Consider the following 16,491-nt stretch of genomic DNA (forward strand, 5'->3'; position numbering starts at 1 on the left):
ATTTTTTTAATTTTATAAAAAATTTTAATGATTTTAATTTTAAAAAAATAATGTTTTTTTATGATAATTAGGTTGACAATAATTATGGCATGTTGTACTATTGTTATTGTCCCAAAAATAAATGGGTTACAAACTAGAAAAAACGATCTTTGAAAACTAAATAGAACAAGAATTAATCCGTCAATTTTTTATTAAAAATTAAATAAGTCAGACATCATCTTTTAACAAAAACAATTTTATTGAGAGTTTGATCCTGGCTCAGGATTAACGCTGGCGGCATGCCTAATACATGCAAGTCGAACGAAAGTAGCAATACTTTAGTGGCGAACGGGTGAGTAACACGTATCTAACCTACCATTTAGTGGGGAATAACTGTTGGAAACGACAGCTAATACCGCATATGTTATTTATTTGCAATGATAAATAATGAAAGGAGCATTTGCTTCGCTAATTGATGGGGATGCGGCGCATTAACTAGTTGGTAAGGTAATGGCTTACCAAGGTAACGATGCGTAGCCGATCTGAGAGGATGAACGGCCACATTGGGACTGAGACACGGCCCAAACTTCTACGGAAGGCAGCAGTAGGGAATTTTTCACAATGGGCGAAAGCCTGATGGAGCAATGCCGCGTGACTGATGAAGGTCTTCGGATTGTAAAGGTCTGTTGTAAGAGAAGAAGTGCTAGAATAGGAAATGATTTTAGTATCGACCATACCTTACCAGAAAGCCACGGCTAACTATGTGCCAGCAGCCGCGGTAATACATAGGTGGCAAGCGTTATCCGGATTTATTGGGCGTAAAGCGTGCGTAGACGGTTTTGCAAGTCTGAGGTTAAATTTAGGGGCTCAACCCCTAACCGCCTTGGAAACTACATTACTAGAGTATAGGAGAGGTTAGTGGAATTTCATGTGTAGCGGTGGAATGCGTAGATATATGAAGGAACACCAGTGGCGAAGGCGGCTAACTGGTCTATTACTGACGTTGTGGCACGAAAGCGTGGGGAGCAAATAGGATTAGATACCCTAGTAGTCCACGCCGTAAACGATGAGTACTAAGTGTTGCCATGAGGCAGTGCTGTAGCTAACGCATTAAGTACTCCGCCTGAGTAGTATGCTCGCAAGAGTGAAACTCAAAGGAATTGACGGGGACCCGCACAAGCGGTGGAGCATGTGGTTTAATTCGAAGCAACGCGAAGAACCTTACCAAGTCTTGACATACCTTGCGAAGCTATAGAGATATAGTAGAGGTTAACAAGGATACAGGTGGTGCATGGTTGTCGTCAGTTCGTGTCGTGAGATGTTTGGTTAAGTTCAGCAACGAACGCAACCCTTGTCCTTAGTTGCCAGCATTAAGTTGGGGACTCTAAGGAGACTGCTAGTGTAAGCTAGAGGAAGGTGGGGACGACGTCAAATCATCATGCCCCTTATGACCTGGGCTACACACGTGCTACAATGGCTGATACAAAGAGTCGCTAAACCGCGAGGTCAAGCAAATCTCAAAAAGTCAGTCTCAGTCCGGATTGAAGTCTGCAACTCGACTTCATGAAGTCGGAATCGCTAGTAATCGCGAATCAGCAATGTCGCGGTGAATACGTTCTCGGGTCTTGTACACACCGCCCGTCAAACCAGGAGAGTTGGCAATGCCAGAAGTCGGTGTCCTAACCGCAAGGAGGGAGCTGCCAAAGGCAGGGTTGATGATTGGGGTTAAGTCGTAACAAGGTATCCCTACCGGAAGGTGGGGATGGATCACCTCCTTTCTATGGAGTTTAGTTTCTAATAAGAAACCAAGACAACAAGAAAAATTAGATGGATGATTTATTGGATTACTTCTTTTGTTCTGTTTAGTTTTCAGGGATTGTTTTCTCTGAACAATTGTTCTTTAAAAACTGGATAATAGACATCTTTTAAAAAAATAAGATAATTTTTATCTTGCAATAGGATATTCTAAAAATAAATTATTAAGAGCGTATGGTGGATGCCTTGGAATTGGAAGACGATGAAGGACGCGATTACCTGCGATAAGCTTCGGGGAGCTGGAAATAAGCTTTGATCCGGAGATGTCCGAATGGGGAAACCCACTATCTTTAATCAGATAGTACTGTACAATGAATTCATAGTTGTGCAGAGTGATACCTAGAGAATTGAAACATCTTAGTACCTAGAGGAAAAGAAAGCGAATGCGATTCCCTTAGTAGCGGCGAGCGAAAAGGGAGCAGTCTAAACCAGTCGTCAGACTGGGGTTATAGGACTGTCTATTAGGTTCGACCTATGAAGAGTTACAAAATTTATATATAGCAGAAGTTGTTGGGAAGCAACGCCATAGATGGTGAAAGCCCAGTATGCGAAATGTATAAATCTCTTGACAGTATCCTGAGTACGGCGAGGCACGTGGAACCTTGTCGGAATTTGCGCAGACCACTGCGTAAGGCTAAATACTAACCAATTACCGATAGTGAACCAGTACCGTGAGGGAAAGGTGAAAAGTACCCCGAGAGGGGAGTGAAATAGTTTCTGAAACCATATGCTTACAACAAGTCGGAGCCCGTTAATGGGTGACGGCGTGCCTTTTGTAGAATGAGCCGGCGAGTTACGATTACATGCAAGGTTAAGTTGAAAAGACGGAGCCGAAGTGAAAGCGAGCCTGAATAGGGCGTTTAGTATGTGGTCGTAGACCCGAAACCAGGTGATCTAGCCATGAGCAGGTTGAAGTTAATGTAACAGTTAATGGAGGACCGAACCAACGTTCGTTGAAAAGACCGTGGATGACTTGTGGCTAGCGGTGAAATTCCAATCGAACCTGGAGATAGCTGGTTCTCCCCGATATAGTTTTAGGACTAGCGTCAGAATTAGTGCAATGGAGGTAAAGCTCTGAATGTATGATGGCCCCACCTCGGGGTACTGAATGCAATTAAACTGCGAATGCCATTGTTACATATCTGGCAGTCAGTCTATGGGTGATAAGGTCCATGGACGTGAGGGAAACAGCCCAGATCATCAGCTAAGGTCCCCAAATCAATGCTAAGTGGAAAACGATGTGGAATTGTTCAGACAGCTAGGAGGTTGGCTTAGAAGCAGCCATCCTTTAAAGAGTGCGTAACAGCTCACTAGTCGAATGATTCTGTGCGGAAAATGTACCGGGGCTAAGCATTGTACCGAAGCTATGGGTCTATATATATGTTTACATATATTGTGGGCGGTAGGGGAGCGTTCTAATCTGCGACGAAGTTAGACCGGAAGGACTAGTGGAGCGTTTAGAAGTGAGAATGCCGGCGTGAGTAACGATTGAAGGTGAGAATCCTTCATGCCGATTGACCAAGGTTTCCTGGGCTAGGTTCGTCCACCCAGGGTTAGTCAGGACCTAAGGCGAGGTCGAAAGGCGTAGTCGATGGATAACAGGTTGATATTCCTGTACCACCATGGTGACTGATGGAATGACGGAGAAGGCTAAAATGTCCCAGTGGTTGGTAGTGCTGGGCTAAGTACAAAAAGGGTTGTGTAGGCAAATCCGCACAGCGTTAACCTTGAAGTACGATGGGGAGTGAACGGTTCGCTTAGTAACGAAGCATTTGATGCCATACTTCCAAGAAAAGTTTCTAAAGACATCACCATGGTGCCTGTACCGAGAACGGACACACGTGGTCAAGGAGAATATCCTAAGGCAAGCGAGATAACTATAGCTAAGGAACTCTGCAAAATAACCCCGTAAGTTAGCGAGAAGGGGAGCTCATAGCAATATGAGTCGCAGTGAAGAGGTCCGGGCGACTGTTTAGCAAAAACACAGCTCTCTGCTAAGTCGTAAGACGATGTATAGGGGGTGACGCCTGCCCAGTGCTGGAAGGTTAAAGAGATTTGTTAGCGTAAGCGAAGCTTTGAACTGAAGCCCCAGTGAACGGCGGCCGTAACTATAACGGTCCTAAGGTAGCGAAATTCCTTGTCAGGTAAGTTCTGACCCGCACGAAAGGCGTAACGATCCGGACGCTGTCTCGGCTATAGACTCGGTGAAATCTTAGTACCTGTGAAGATGCAGGTTACCCGCGATTAGACGGAAAGACCCCGTGGAGCTTTACTACAACTTGATATTGAATTTTGGTGTAGTTTGTACAGCATAGGTGGGAGACGTTGATATGCAGACGCTAGTAGGCATGGAGTCACCATTGGGATACCACCCTTGCTATATTGAAATTCTAACTTGAGACCATAATCTGGTCTAAGGACAGTGTCTGGTGGGTAGTTTGACTGGGGCGGTCGCCTCCTAAAAAGTAACGGAGGCGCCCAAAGGTACCCTCAATATGAATGGAAATCATATGTAGAGCGCAAAGGTAAAAGGGTGTTTGACTGCGAGACATACAAGTCGAGCAGGAACGAAAGTTGGGCTTAGTGATCCGGCGGTGCTGTGTGGAAAGGCCGTCGCTCAACGGATAAAAGTTACCCCGGGGATAACAGGCTAATCTCTCCCAATAGTTCATATAGACGGGGAGGTTTGGCACCTCGATGTCGGCTCATCGCATCCTGGAGGTGTAGTCGCTTCCAAGGGTTGGGCTGTTCGCCCATTAAAGCGGTACGCGAGCTGGGTTCAGAACGTCGTGAGACAGTTTGGTCCCTATCTGTCGTGGGCGCAAGAAATTTGAGGAAAGCTGTTCCTAGTACGAGAGGACCGGAATGGACCTACCTCTGGTGCACCAGTTGTCACGCCAGTGGCACAGCTGGGTAGCTATGTAGAGCATGAATAAGCGCTGAAAGCATCTAAGCGCGAAGTCAGTTCCAAGATGAGATTTCTCATTCGAAAGAAGTAAGATCCCTTGAATACTACAAGGTTGATAGGTTAGGTGTGTAAGCATAGTGATATGTTCAGCTTACTGATACTAATAGATCGAGCATTTATTGAAGAATATATTCTCTATTGCAAATCAAAAGTAATCAAATTTAAAGATGTCTGTTTCTAGTTTTTAGGGAGCAATTGCTAAACTATTTGGTGTCCATGGCGGAGTAGTCACACCTGTTCTCATCTCGAACACAGCAGTTAAGCACTCCAGCAGCGAAAATACCAGCAATGGGAAAATAGCACGATGCCAAATTTTTTTGTTTGTGTTAGTATTTAATTTAAAATTTTAATTTTTTTTTATGTTAAGATTGAGAGTATTAAAATGTAAAAAAGATTTTAAGAAAAAAGGAGAAAAAATGGATAAGGTTGAAAAGAAATTAGATAAAAAATTATATATTGGAACTAAAATTGGATTCATAACAAATATTATAAATATTATTTGAAGTGTAATTATTACAATTATTTTAGCAACAGCAAGTAGTGTCATTTTTAAAAGTTTTACAAAATATGATCACACTTCATTAACATAAGGAGTTAGTACAATATTTATTGTTGGATTGATTTTTGGACTTTTAATTGCTATTGGATTTTCAATTGTAATAATTATTATGTGCAATAATATTTTAAAAGGAAATGCTAATAGTGGTTTAGCTGTTGGAATTGTAACTTTGGTTTTAGCAGGTTTTTCTTTAATAGTTATGTTTTCATCAAATTTTAATTTTATTAGTGGTATTAATATTATTTTTTTAGGACTTAATATTGCTTCAGGTGTATTATTAATTATTGGTAAATATCTTCCAGTTACTAATAAACCAGAAGAAGTAGTTTCTATGGTAAATGAATAATTAAAAATATTTAATAAATTATATAAATAAGGCTTTAGAAATTAAAAGCCTTATTTTATTTTTTATAATTTAAAACCATAAGGATAAGTAATGATTGGAAAATTTGGTTTATCATCATCATGCTTTTTTTTATATTGTATGTTATTAATTCATAAATAAAGGTATTGTAAACCAATACTAATAATTAACAGAAAAATAATAGCAGTAACTAATACTCCTACACCATATTTTTGGTAGTTGAAAAAAAAGTAAGGATAACAAGTATTAATATTTTCTCCTTGTTTAACACGTAGTACACCACGAACCATTACCATTACTACATAAAAACAAGGATAAAATAAAATAAATCACATATAAAGTTTATGATGATTTTTTAGTGAATAAAAATCACGTCCACATGATAAAGCAAAATTTAAAATCATAACAATTGGCATAATTAGATTTAGAATTATTGTTTTAAATCATAAATAAATATCAGTTCCATATTTACTTCTTTCTTGGCTATTACTAATGATACCTATTCAAAATACTAACATTGTAATTGTAATATAAATAGTAATGCTTAATAAAATATAAAAACTTGGTTTTGAATTTTCTTTAAATTTACTTTCAAATAAAAAAGCAAATAAATAAATGAGTACTAAATAATTAGTTTGAGTTGTAAAATAAAAATAATAAATTGCCAATCTTTCAGTTGGTTTATCAACATTAGGAACAATGAAAGCATTGGGATAATTAATAGTAATTATTAAATCAAAAATTAAGAATAAAGAAATAATAAGTAGACCAAATAAACGTCAAATAAATTTAATAAGATTTCTTTTTTTTAATCGGTATTCACTATTATTTTTTCAATTCATATTTTTTCTCCTATTTATATTAGAATTAAATTTAATTAAATTTTTGATAGGAAATTTAATTTTTTATTATGATTGAATATGCTACTTATTTAGTATATCAAGTTTTTTCTTATCACTATTAATATTTACTAACTGATTATTTAAAACACTTAATAAGTTAAAAAAATTAACTTATTAATTATTTAATCTTGATTTTTTGGTAATAAAGTTTATTATTAATGTTAAGGATATAATTTTATCCTTATAATTTTAATGAATATATAAGTAATTATATAAGTATTAAAATTATATATGTTGATTTAACAAAAAGTTTAATAATTGATTATATATCCTTAGTTTTATTTTATTAAAACTAAGATTTTAAGTATTTAATTAAATATACTTAATTTAATATTATAATTATAAACACAAATAATAGGTAAAAAAGGAGTAATCATAATGACAAATTTCTTATCTTTTAGTTTTAAAAAAACTAAAAGTTTTAAAACAATAAGTTTGGCTTTGGCATTATCTCTTACTAGTAGTTTAATGATAGTTACTAATCATCAATCTAATATTAGTACTGTTAATGACAGTAACAAACTTTCTGGGTTTCATATTACTGTTAAGGAAAATAATAAAAATTTAATTAGTGAAGCCAATACTTGAAATTCAATTAATAATAAGTATGAAGATTTTATTAGATTGCATAAAGAAGTAATAACAGAACAATTTAATGATTGATCAGACCTTATTAATAAGGTTAATAATAATTCAAATGATGATATTAGTAAAGAAGTTAATAAGAAATTTAAGGAACAAATCGAAAACAAAGCTAATAATATCTTACCAGATAATGGTATTAAATATTTTACTGATAAAGTTATTGGTCGTAGTGTTGCTAAACAAAGTTTTAATGATATTGCTAGTTTTGGTTATGTTTATGTTGGTTACCATGATAATAGTTTACCAGCACAGATTAACAATGGTATTTTTGCAACGGTAAATCCTAGGGCAGATTTTAATAATTATTTTAGTATTCCTTATATGATTAAACCAAGCGATGATTTTTTAAATAGTCATAAAATCGTTCAAGATCGGTTAGCAATTTTACCACTTAATAATGGTAATCCCAATGATACTAATCAACCAATGTTAGCTATTTTAGCAAAAAATAAAAATGATAAGAATGAACAATTATTAATAAATGATAAAAATGATGAAGTTTTTGATAATGGTTCAATTAGTTATGCAATATTAAATCATAAACCAGACGATCATTTAAAATCAACTAGTTTTAATGTTAGTGTTAAAGATAGTGGCTATAGTAAAACTATTAAGTTAACAAATAATAGTTCAAATATTCAATTTAGTACTATTAGTGATGAAAAAGTTAAAGAAAATCCTGTAATTACACCTCAATATTTAGTTCAAAATAATTCACAAGATAATAAAAATACATTAATAGTTATGAATAAAGCTATTGAGAAAGCTAAAGTAAATATTAGTGATTCACAACAACATTGACTAAAATGAAAAGTTGATTCACAAACTTTACAAAAAGCAAAAAATGATTCAGGAACACCTATTAAAGATGGTGATAATTTAACTCTTAATCAAGGAAGTAATTTTCAAGTTTATTGTATAGGTTTAGATACATCTGACTTACAACGTCAAGCTGCTTCTGAACAATATATTACTGTTTATAGAAGCAATACAAAAATACCTAATTTTGCAAATTGTACTGATTTTTTTGAAAAAACTAATAATTTATTAGCAGGTTTTCAACAATATTTAAATAGTACTACTAATAATAGTATTAAAATTGAAGATTTAAAAAATAATGCTGCTGGTGAGTTTTTATCATGATTTATTCAATATCAAGGTGATATTACTAAACAAAATTATGTTAATTATTTACAAAGTAATAATTCAGATCGTCCCTGAGATGTTAATATACCATTAACAACTAAAATGTTAGTTAATAATTGAAATATTATTATCATTTGTGGCTTCATTATTAGTTTTTTAACTATAATTCCAATAGTTGTTGTTATTATTCGTAAAAAGAAATATTTAAAATAAAGTTTATTATTTTTAAGTAGTACTTGTTAAAATGCAATATATTATATAAAAATATAAAATGATAAGTGTAAAAAATGTTATTACTTGTTTTTTTTTTTTTAGTGAGTTACAATAAAAATGGCAGTTATAAATGTTTAGAAAATATTTAAGTAATGCCGGTTTTAATTTTATATTTGACTTTAAGTCCTTGTATGCTATATATGCTATACAAGGAGTTTTTATATAATTTTAAAATAAAATATATTAAGAAAAAGGAGGGAAAAAATAACAAAATAATATTTAAAAAAATAATACAATTTCAAATTTTACTTTTCACAAATATATATTCCTCCCTACAATCAATTATTTTTCAATATTTTTTAAATAATAAATAATAGTAATAAAGTGTACTAGTTTATAAACTAGTACACTTTATTTATAAATTATTTTACATTAAAAATTTGTATCTCTTAAAGCTGCTATTGGTTTATTATTTTTCTTATAAAGAATATTATTATAAAGAGTAAAAAGTAACATCAAAATTATGTATAAGATTAAAATTGCAAAGATATAAATAAAGAAAGTAGTTAAACTTTTATGAAAATCTAAAAATGGATATGGAAATGAATAATCAATTTCTGTCGTTCCTTTTCTTAAAAAACCAACAAAATTTCCTTTAGCAAGTGCATAACCTAAATATGCAAACATGTAAATAGAAATAATTGGTATTCAAAGATATGTTTGTTTTCCGAGTTTTCAGTAGTATTTACCAGCAGAAAACATAAAATATAAAATCACTATCACTGGTACTATTAAATGTAATAAAAATGTATTTATAAAATTTAATATGCTAATACTATTACTACTATCTAAATTATTTATCATTGGTTTAAATAATACAGCAAAAAATACGATAAGAGTTACGGTAATATAAACAGTAATTGCTAATGAAAATCGCCCAAAAACAAATTGTGCGCGATTGTCATGAAAACGATTTGTTAATACAAAACAAAAGAAAAGAAAAACTAAAAAATTTGATTGAATAGTAAAGGTAGAAATCATTGTTCAAATACCAACTCATGGGCCATCTGGAGTTCATAAATTATGAGGATTAGGTGTTCCAACTGTTATTGGTTTATACTCAATTAAAACTATTGCAAATTGCATTATTAGACCTATAACAGCAATAATTAGCCCAGATCAAAGTAAAAAATCAGAAAATTTACTTTTAAATCCTATATTTTTTCTTATTCCCATATGGATCAACTCACAATTCTATATTTTTTCTATTTTAATTACATTATACATGATATTATAATAAGTATGTAAGATATTAGAAAATTATTAATAGCAACTAAATGAAATAATAAGGTGATGTTATGTATCAATTATATTTAGATACAACAAATAACAAATTAACAGTGGTGATTTTGCAAGGTAATAAAATTTTAGCAAGTTCATCATTTATTGCTTGACAAAAACAAACAGAATTGGCAATTCCAACTATTACTAATTTACTTGTAAAATGTAAAATAAAATTAAAAGATATTTCAAAAGTAGTTATTGCAAATGGTCCTGGCAGTTATACTGGAATTAGAGTAGCAATTACTTTTGTCAAAACACTTAAAGTTTTGAATAGTTTTTTAACGGTTTTTACTATTAATAGTTTATTATTACAGGCAGGATTAATAAAATCAATAAGTGTTTTGTCAGCATACAATAATAAAAGTTATTTGGCAGTATGTGATAATGGAAAAATAATTATTCAGCCGCAATTAGTAGATGAAAATGCTAAAATTGGTATTATTAGTGATTTACTAGATTATAAAATAATTGAAAATTTAGAAAAGTGTAATATTGTGGAAAATTTTCAAAAGTTGTCATCATATTTTATCGAAGTAAAAAAAATGGAAGATTTGCAACCATATTATATTAATGATCCATTTTCATCACATAATTAAAAAATAATAATATTTAAATATTTTACATTAGTTTAAAAAGGAGTTTTTACATGCTTATCAATGATAATTTTTGATCTAGAGTATCAAAGGAAGAAAATAATTTCACAAAAAAAGAAAAAGTTCTTATTAACTATATTAATAAGAATAGTCAAAAAATGGATCAAGTTACTATTAGTTCTTTGGCTAAAGAAAATACTGTTGGTTATAGTGTTGTTTATAATTTAATTAAGAAGTTGGGATTTAAAGGTTATCGTGAATTTATCATTAGTTTAGCTGCGCAAGAAACTACTTTCAAAGCTTTAAATCGTGAGTTTTTTGGTGATCGTAGTGTTTTAAAAGAACATTATAAAAAACTGATGGATTTAAATGATTCAACAATTAATTATGAGGAATTACAAAGATTTATTAATTGAATAGATGATAATCGTAAAGCTTGTATTTATTTAGCAGGCATTGGTCATTCTGGTTTAGGTGCGGAGGATTTATCAAATAAATTATATCGGTTTGGTTTACGATCAATCTGTTTAAATAAAGATGATGATAGTATTTTAATGCATGCTTCTTTAATTATTCCAGAAGATGTAATAATTCTTTTTTCATTATCAGGTAAAACCACTACTATTGTTGAAGCAGCTAAACTTGCTAAAAAGAATAATGCTAAAATTGCAGTTGTTACATCACAAGATAAAACTGAATTAGTGACTTATGCTGATTGAACATTTAATATTGTTTCTTCAGGACTTTATGAAGCACAAGAAATATTTATTTCTCCATTATTTGCTATTACTTATTTTAATGATTTAGTAACAACATATTTATTAAAATCAAAGCATAAAGATTGATATTTAGAAAATAGAATTAAAACTAATAAAGTAATTAAAAAATTTTTGGGAGCGTGTCGAAGATGTCGATAACTAAAAAGTTTTAAAAATAGCTCCTTTCTTTTTTAAACCCTTGAATTAAAAATAAATGACAAAAGACGAGAATAAAATTCTTGTCTTTTTTTTGTAATTGTAAAATTTTAAAATTTTTATTTGGAATGGCAACCCTTTTTAGGACTATTTTTTGGTAGACATTTGTTTTTGATAACTAATTGGAGTTAGGTAGTTTAGAGTACTGTGAATTCTTATGTTGTTATATCAATTGATGTAATCAAATAATTCTAATTTTAATTGGATTAATGATGTAAAATTTTTATCATTAATAAATTCAATTTTGAAAGTTTTAAAAGTTGCTTCAGCAACAGCATTGTCATAAGGACATCCTTTTTTGCTTAAAGATCGAGTTATGTTGAAAGCTAATAAAAGTTTATCAATAGTTTTATTATTGAATTCATTACCGCGATCAGTATGAAATATTTCAATATCTTTTAAACAGTGATTTGATTGCATAAATGCTTGATATACTAATGATGCATCTTTTTTAACTCCAACACTATGTCCAATAATTTCGCGGTTAAATAGGTCGATTAATAGGCAAATATAGTTTCATTTACCATTAACTTGAACATAAGTTAAATCACTAACAATAACTTCATTTTTAATTCTATTATTAAAGTTTCTATTAACAAGATTGGTTATTTGACTATCATTGACTTTATTATGATAATTTTTGAATGATAATTTAGTGTATTTTGATATTAAATTATGCTTATTCATAATTTCTTTAATTTTTCTGCGTGATAAATAAATTTCTTGGTTTGCTAGTATGACTTTTAATCTTCTAGTACCATAAACTTCTTTATTTTCTTTAAAAGCACTAATAACAGCTTGTTCATAAATATTATTTTGAATTTTATTTTTTTTCTTTAAATTAAAATAATATGTTGATTTAGAGAGTTTTAAAAAATGACACATTGTGCGAATTTTATATTTAGATTTATTATTTGCAATAATCTCTACTTTCTGCCTATTATTAGTGCTGCTTGCTTTAAAATATCAATTTCCATTCGTAACTGTTTTAATTCTTTATTTGCTTGAATTAATTGTTTTTCTAAATCTGAAAGATTATCTTTAGTTTTAAAACTACCTGAATTAGTAAATTGCTTAATTCAATTGTAAGTAGCTGCTCTTGTAACATTGTATTCTTTAACAAGGCAAGATACTGATTTGCCACTTTGATATAAAGCTACTATTTGTTTTTTAAATTCATCTGAATATGAGTTAATAGTGACCATAATTATAATTCCTTTCTTTTAACTAATTTGTTCACTTGTCTATGTAATTAGTGTCCAATAAAGTGTAACCCATCCAAGTGACTATATAATTAATTGACAAATCATTATGGTTATATGGATTATTTAGTTTAAAACCTTTTCTGTTTTCTTCTCATGTAACATTATATTTAAAACAAGGATTAGTAATCTTTGTTTTACTATCAGTTATTTCACCAATAAATCAACTATTATGCTGTTCATAAAATGTTAATGGTTCAAGTTTTATATCATTAAGATAATATTCTTTGGGTGTTTCTGGTTTATTAACAGTTATTTTCTGTTCAGAAATATATGGTTCTAATAATTTTGTTAATTCATCACCATTTAATTCTCTTTTAATATTTTCAGAATTAAAAACCCAATATGTGTAATTATTATCAACAATAAAAGAATTATTTTTAATCATTCATTTTGGAAGTGATTGGATGACTTATAAAGAACAAATACAAAATAAAAATATTTTAAATATTGGAACTATTTACTATGACAATAGAAATAAAAAATTTAGTGGTGGAGGTAATTCCTATCCTGAACGTGGAAAAATTAATTTAATTGGTGATATACAAGAAATATATCAATATCAAGGAATAGATACACCAACTGAATTTATAACAGAAGAAAGTACTGAACATGATTATTACACAAAACTAGAAACTAATAATTTATTAGATAAAAAGCAAAATATCAATGATGATGCTTTACAAACAGTTTCTAAACAAATCGTTCCTGCAATTAATGAAATCAATAATAAAATTCCTAATTTATCTGATTATTATAAAAAAGAAGAAGTAGATAAAAAATTAGAAGATGTAAAATCACAATTTCCTATTGCATTTCAAATAAATGCTATTAGTGCAGAAATTCCTAATTTAGAAACTACTGATAAAACTATTGCCGGTGCTATTAATGAATTAAAAGAAAAAATAAAAGATAAAAAATTTTCAAATGATTATTTTAAATATAAAACTGAAACAAATGAAATTGCATTAAATGATGAAGAAAATTCATTACTTTGTAAAGATTTATTAGAAAATAATGAATATAAATTATTAAAAACTCAAAATAAAAAATTATTACAAGCAATTAATGAAATATTAGAAAAACAACCACAACCCAGTCCAAGTGGTTCAAATTGAAAAGAAGTAGGTAAAGTCGTAGTAGATAAAAATAATATTACACATATAGAATATATATTTAAAGATAAAACACATTATAGAATATATTATAGTTTTGGTGATTATACTAGTAAAGAAAATAATAAAAATTATAGTGTCAATATCGAGTGAAAATTTCCCAAAAATATTTTTTAAAAAATAAATTATTTTGAAAAGTTATACTGTTAAATAAACATAAATTCCAAATAAATTCTTTTCTAGATAAAAATAGAAATAAAGTTTTTTAATTTTTTAAAATTTTTTGTATAATTAATTTATACAAAAAATTATATAAGTTTTTAACTCATTTATTTTAAGATAAAATAAATGAGTTTTTTTATTATTTATTCAAAGGAGAAAATAAAAAATGTTTAAAGTTAAACCTAATTCACCAGTTTATGAATTTTATTATTCTGAAATAAAAAAATTAGAGGGTAAAATTAAAGATAATAAAGAATTAGATAATATAATAAATACTGAAAAAAATCTTAAAGAAGAAATAGAAAAACTAGAAATATATCTAAAAACATTAAATGAAAATTTAAAAAAGAAATATAAAATAATTCCATATATTGAAAAATTAAATATATATGATTTAGAAGATAAAATCGAATCAAAAGGACAAAAAAGGGTTGATAATGTAGGAAAATATTTAAAATTAAAATCAAGTTTAGATTATGATTTTGATTCAATTTTTGAACAATGAAAACGCAGTGCAAACAGTGAAAATCAACCTTTAACAAGTGGATATAAACCAAGCTCACCACAGATGTAAAAGGGGAAGATATTGCATTTGCAATATCTTTATATCTTTAAAATTGATTTTAAGACACCAAATTTGCTCATATACAAATGTTTTAAAATTTTATATGGTTTAGTATTAATAAAATAAATCTCTTCTAAAATATGTTTTTTTACTTTTAATTAAAAATTATTGATATCCATATCTTCAAGGATGGTCTTTATTTGGTATATAAACTTTTTTAGTTTTTATCAAATCTTCTTTAATAATTGGTTTTAATGCTATTTCTTTTAGTTCATATATTTTATTATTATAACTAAGATAGAATTCATTAATAAATGATTTAAGTACAATTACATCAGTTCTAGGTTGTATATATTGAACTTTGTTATTTTTATAAGGAAAATATTTTTTACCATAATATGTTATAGTTGAACCACTATCTGTTTTTCTTTTACAAAATCTTGAAAGATAAACATTTATTTCATTTTGTGTAGGAGCTTTAACCATAGCAGATTTATTATCATCAATAGGAAAAGCAAACTGATTATTAAAAATGTTTATATATGTTTTAAGAAATTTATTACCATCTTCTAAATTTTTAATTTTATTAAGTCGTAATTCACTAATTAAACGACTTTGAAGTGTTCCAAATAATCGTTCAATTCTGCCTTTAGCTTGTGGAATTGAGGTTCTAATTACTTCAACACCTAAATCATTACAGCATTTTTGAAATTGAGTATAAGTGTCATTTTCTGTGTTTATTTTACCTGAATCAATTTTTTTCTTATATCCAAAAACTGTTCTATTATCAGTATAAAATATCTTTGGTATGCCATATTTAGTTAAAATTTGATAAAAAACATTATAATAACCATCTAATGTCTCTTGGTGATCAAATCATAGTCCAACAATATTTCCTGTAGCATCATCAATTGCAGCATGTAAAAATGCTTTTGGTTTATCGTTACCAAATCAATGATGATTACTTGCATCCATTTGAATTAATTCACCAAAATTTGTTCTACGATTTCTTGTGGGATGCAAGTTATTTTTTTTATTCTTATGTCTTTTTGGTGAAGTGATTTTTTCTTGAATTAATAGATTATAAACTGTACTATATGCAATTTTAGTGTTTTCTTCATTAATTAATTTTTCCTGAAAATGTTGAAAATTAAAATTATAATATTTTGTTTTATATAAGTTTATAATTTTATTTTTAATTTCTATTTTTGTTGCCTTATTAGAAATTTTATTGCGAGATTTATGAATAAAACCAACTTTACCTTCTTTATTAAAAATTTGAATTAATTGGTTAATTCTTCTAATAGTTAGGTTAAGTTTATTTTTGGCTTGATGTTTAGATAATTTATTAATAACAATGTCATTTATAATTTTGTATTTATATTTTTCTTTCATAGTCATGCTTCTTTCCATTTTTATCACCAAGTATATTTAACTTCACTTTTTGAGAAATTTTCACTCGATAACTAATAGGAAATTATCACTAAATAATGACAAAAATAAAAATTATAGTTGACAAATAATTAATTTTTATTATCAATTAGATACAAATGTTTTAAAAAGTAGTTTATGAATATCAAATAATAATGTTAATGCGGATACTGAAATTAATATTTATAATAATAGAATAATGTGGGGTATGGGTAGAGATTATATTTTTAAAAAATTAGAAGAATTACAGGAATAATATTATGTTTTTTAAAATTATAAAAATTATTTTAGGTTTAATAGGAGTAATTTTATCATCAGCAACAGCAGGTTTAATTATATTTATTATTATAAAAATTGTATTAAAAATTAATCAAATATTTTAAAAAAAGGTGGT

The 16,491-nt window shown here is 28.9% G+C and carries 14 protein-coding genes and 3 rRNA genes; 12 read left to right on the plus strand and 5 right to left on the minus strand.

Features of this window, described 5'->3' with window-relative positions; translation table 4 throughout:
* Window positions 1–235 precede the first annotated feature (235 nt).
* The 5 genes from AAHM95_RS07090 to AAHM95_RS07110 all read left to right on the plus strand — a co-directional run bounded on the left by AAHM95_RS07090 (window position 236) and on the right by AAHM95_RS07110 (window position 5,667).
* Window positions 236–1,757, plus strand: a 16S ribosomal RNA gene (locus AAHM95_RS07090).
* 191 nt (window positions 1,758–1,948) lie between these two features.
* Window positions 1,949–4,886: ribosomal RNA gene (locus tag AAHM95_RS07095) — 23S ribosomal RNA — on the plus strand.
* An 82-nt stretch (window positions 4,887–4,968) separates the two neighbouring features.
* Window positions 4,969–5,075, plus strand: a 5S ribosomal RNA gene (gene rrf, locus AAHM95_RS07100).
* The 16S, 23S and 5S rRNA genes sit together here, the layout of an rRNA operon.
* A gap of 103 nt (window positions 5,076–5,178) precedes the next feature.
* Window positions 5,179–5,352, plus strand: a complete 174-nt coding sequence (locus AAHM95_RS07105; protein WP_342274500.1) for a hypothetical protein — start codon at window positions 5,179–5,181, stop codon at window positions 5,350–5,352.
* Between the two features lie 27 nt (window positions 5,353–5,379).
* Window positions 5,380–5,667 (plus strand): hypothetical protein, encoded by a 288-nt coding sequence (locus tag AAHM95_RS07110; RefSeq protein ID WP_342274501.1) that lies wholly within the window; start codon window positions 5,380–5,382, stop codon window positions 5,665–5,667.
* A gap of 62 nt (window positions 5,668–5,729) precedes the next feature.
* Here AAHM95_RS07110 and AAHM95_RS07115 read toward each other — a convergent pair whose 3' ends face one another.
* The gene (locus AAHM95_RS07115; protein WP_342274502.1) at window positions 5,730–6,527 is read right to left on the minus strand and encodes a Pr6Pr family membrane protein; all 798 of its coding nucleotides are present in this window, start codon (window positions 6,525–6,527) and stop codon (window positions 5,730–5,732) included.
* Between the two features lie 438 nt (window positions 6,528–6,965).
* Here AAHM95_RS07115 and AAHM95_RS07120 point away from each other — a divergent pair, with 438 nt between their 5' ends.
* Entirely contained in the window at window positions 6,966–8,591 is a 1,626-nt protein-coding gene (locus tag AAHM95_RS07120; RefSeq protein WP_342274503.1) for a hypothetical protein, read from the plus strand.
* A gap of 432 nt (window positions 8,592–9,023) precedes the next feature.
* On the opposite strand, the gene AAHM95_RS07125 is transcribed toward AAHM95_RS07120, so the two are convergent.
* Entirely contained in the window at window positions 9,024–9,737 is a 714-nt protein-coding gene (locus tag AAHM95_RS07125; RefSeq protein ID WP_342274504.1) for a hypothetical protein, read from the minus strand.
* A gap of 212 nt (window positions 9,738–9,949) precedes the next feature.
* Here AAHM95_RS07125 and tsaB point away from each other — a divergent pair, with 212 nt between their 5' ends.
* Window positions 9,950–10,531 (plus strand): tRNA (adenosine(37)-N6)-threonylcarbamoyltransferase complex dimerization subunit type 1 TsaB, encoded by a 582-nt coding sequence (tsaB, locus tag AAHM95_RS07130; RefSeq protein WP_342274505.1) that lies wholly within the window; start codon window positions 9,950–9,952, stop codon window positions 10,529–10,531.
* 50 nt (window positions 10,532–10,581) lie between these two features.
* The gene (locus tag AAHM95_RS07135) at window positions 10,582–11,445 is read left to right on the plus strand and encodes a MurR/RpiR family transcriptional regulator (RefSeq protein ID WP_342274506.1); all 864 of its coding nucleotides are present in this window, start codon (window positions 10,582–10,584) and stop codon (window positions 11,443–11,445) included.
* A gap of 144 nt (window positions 11,446–11,589) precedes the next feature.
* Here the strand turns inward: AAHM95_RS07135 and AAHM95_RS07140 are convergent.
* A protein-coding gene (locus AAHM95_RS07140) for an IS3 family transposase (RefSeq protein WP_338975281.1) occupies window positions 11,590–12,707 on the minus strand; the annotation gives its coding sequence in 2 pieces (ribosomal slippage) (window positions 11,590–12,437 and window positions 12,437–12,707; 1,119 coding nt in all).
* A gap of 22 nt (window positions 12,708–12,729) precedes the next feature.
* On the minus strand, window positions 12,730–13,152 hold the full coding sequence (locus AAHM95_RS07145; protein ID WP_342274507.1) for a hypothetical protein: 423 nt from the start codon (window positions 13,150–13,152) through the stop codon (window positions 12,730–12,732).
* Between the two features lie 19 nt (window positions 13,153–13,171).
* On the opposite strand from AAHM95_RS07145, the gene AAHM95_RS07150 reads away from it, so the two are divergent.
* On the plus strand, window positions 13,172–14,056 hold the full coding sequence (locus AAHM95_RS07150) for a hypothetical protein (RefSeq protein ID WP_342274508.1): 885 nt from the start codon (window positions 13,172–13,174) through the stop codon (window positions 14,054–14,056).
* 211 nt (window positions 14,057–14,267) lie between these two features.
* Window positions 14,268–14,675, plus strand: coding sequence for a hypothetical protein (locus AAHM95_RS07155; protein ID WP_342273977.1), 408 nt, complete (start codon window positions 14,268–14,270; stop codon window positions 14,673–14,675).
* A 156-nt stretch (window positions 14,676–14,831) separates the two neighbouring features.
* Here AAHM95_RS07155 and AAHM95_RS07160 read toward each other — a convergent pair whose 3' ends face one another.
* Window positions 14,832–16,079, minus strand: a complete 1,248-nt coding sequence (locus AAHM95_RS07160) for an ISNCY family transposase (protein WP_342273976.1) — start codon at window positions 16,077–16,079, stop codon at window positions 14,832–14,834.
* A 31-nt stretch (window positions 16,080–16,110) separates the two neighbouring features.
* Here AAHM95_RS07160 and AAHM95_RS07165 point away from each other — a divergent pair, with 31 nt between their 5' ends.
* The gene (locus tag AAHM95_RS07165) at window positions 16,111–16,353 is read left to right on the plus strand and encodes a hypothetical protein (protein ID WP_342274509.1); all 243 of its coding nucleotides are present in this window, start codon (window positions 16,111–16,113) and stop codon (window positions 16,351–16,353) included.
* Window positions 16,354–16,357: 4 nt separating this feature from the next.
* A complete protein-coding gene (locus tag AAHM95_RS07170; RefSeq protein WP_338977759.1) occupies window positions 16,358–16,480 on the plus strand; it encodes a hypothetical protein in 123 nt (40 codons plus the stop codon).
* Window positions 16,481–16,491: the final 11 nt, after the last annotated feature.

It is taken from the genome of Spiroplasma endosymbiont of Phycita roborella, assembly GCF_964031195.1.
Taxonomy (GTDB): Bacteria; Bacillota_I; Bacilli_A; order Mycoplasmatales; family VBWQ01; genus Spiroplasma_E; species Spiroplasma_E ixodetis_A.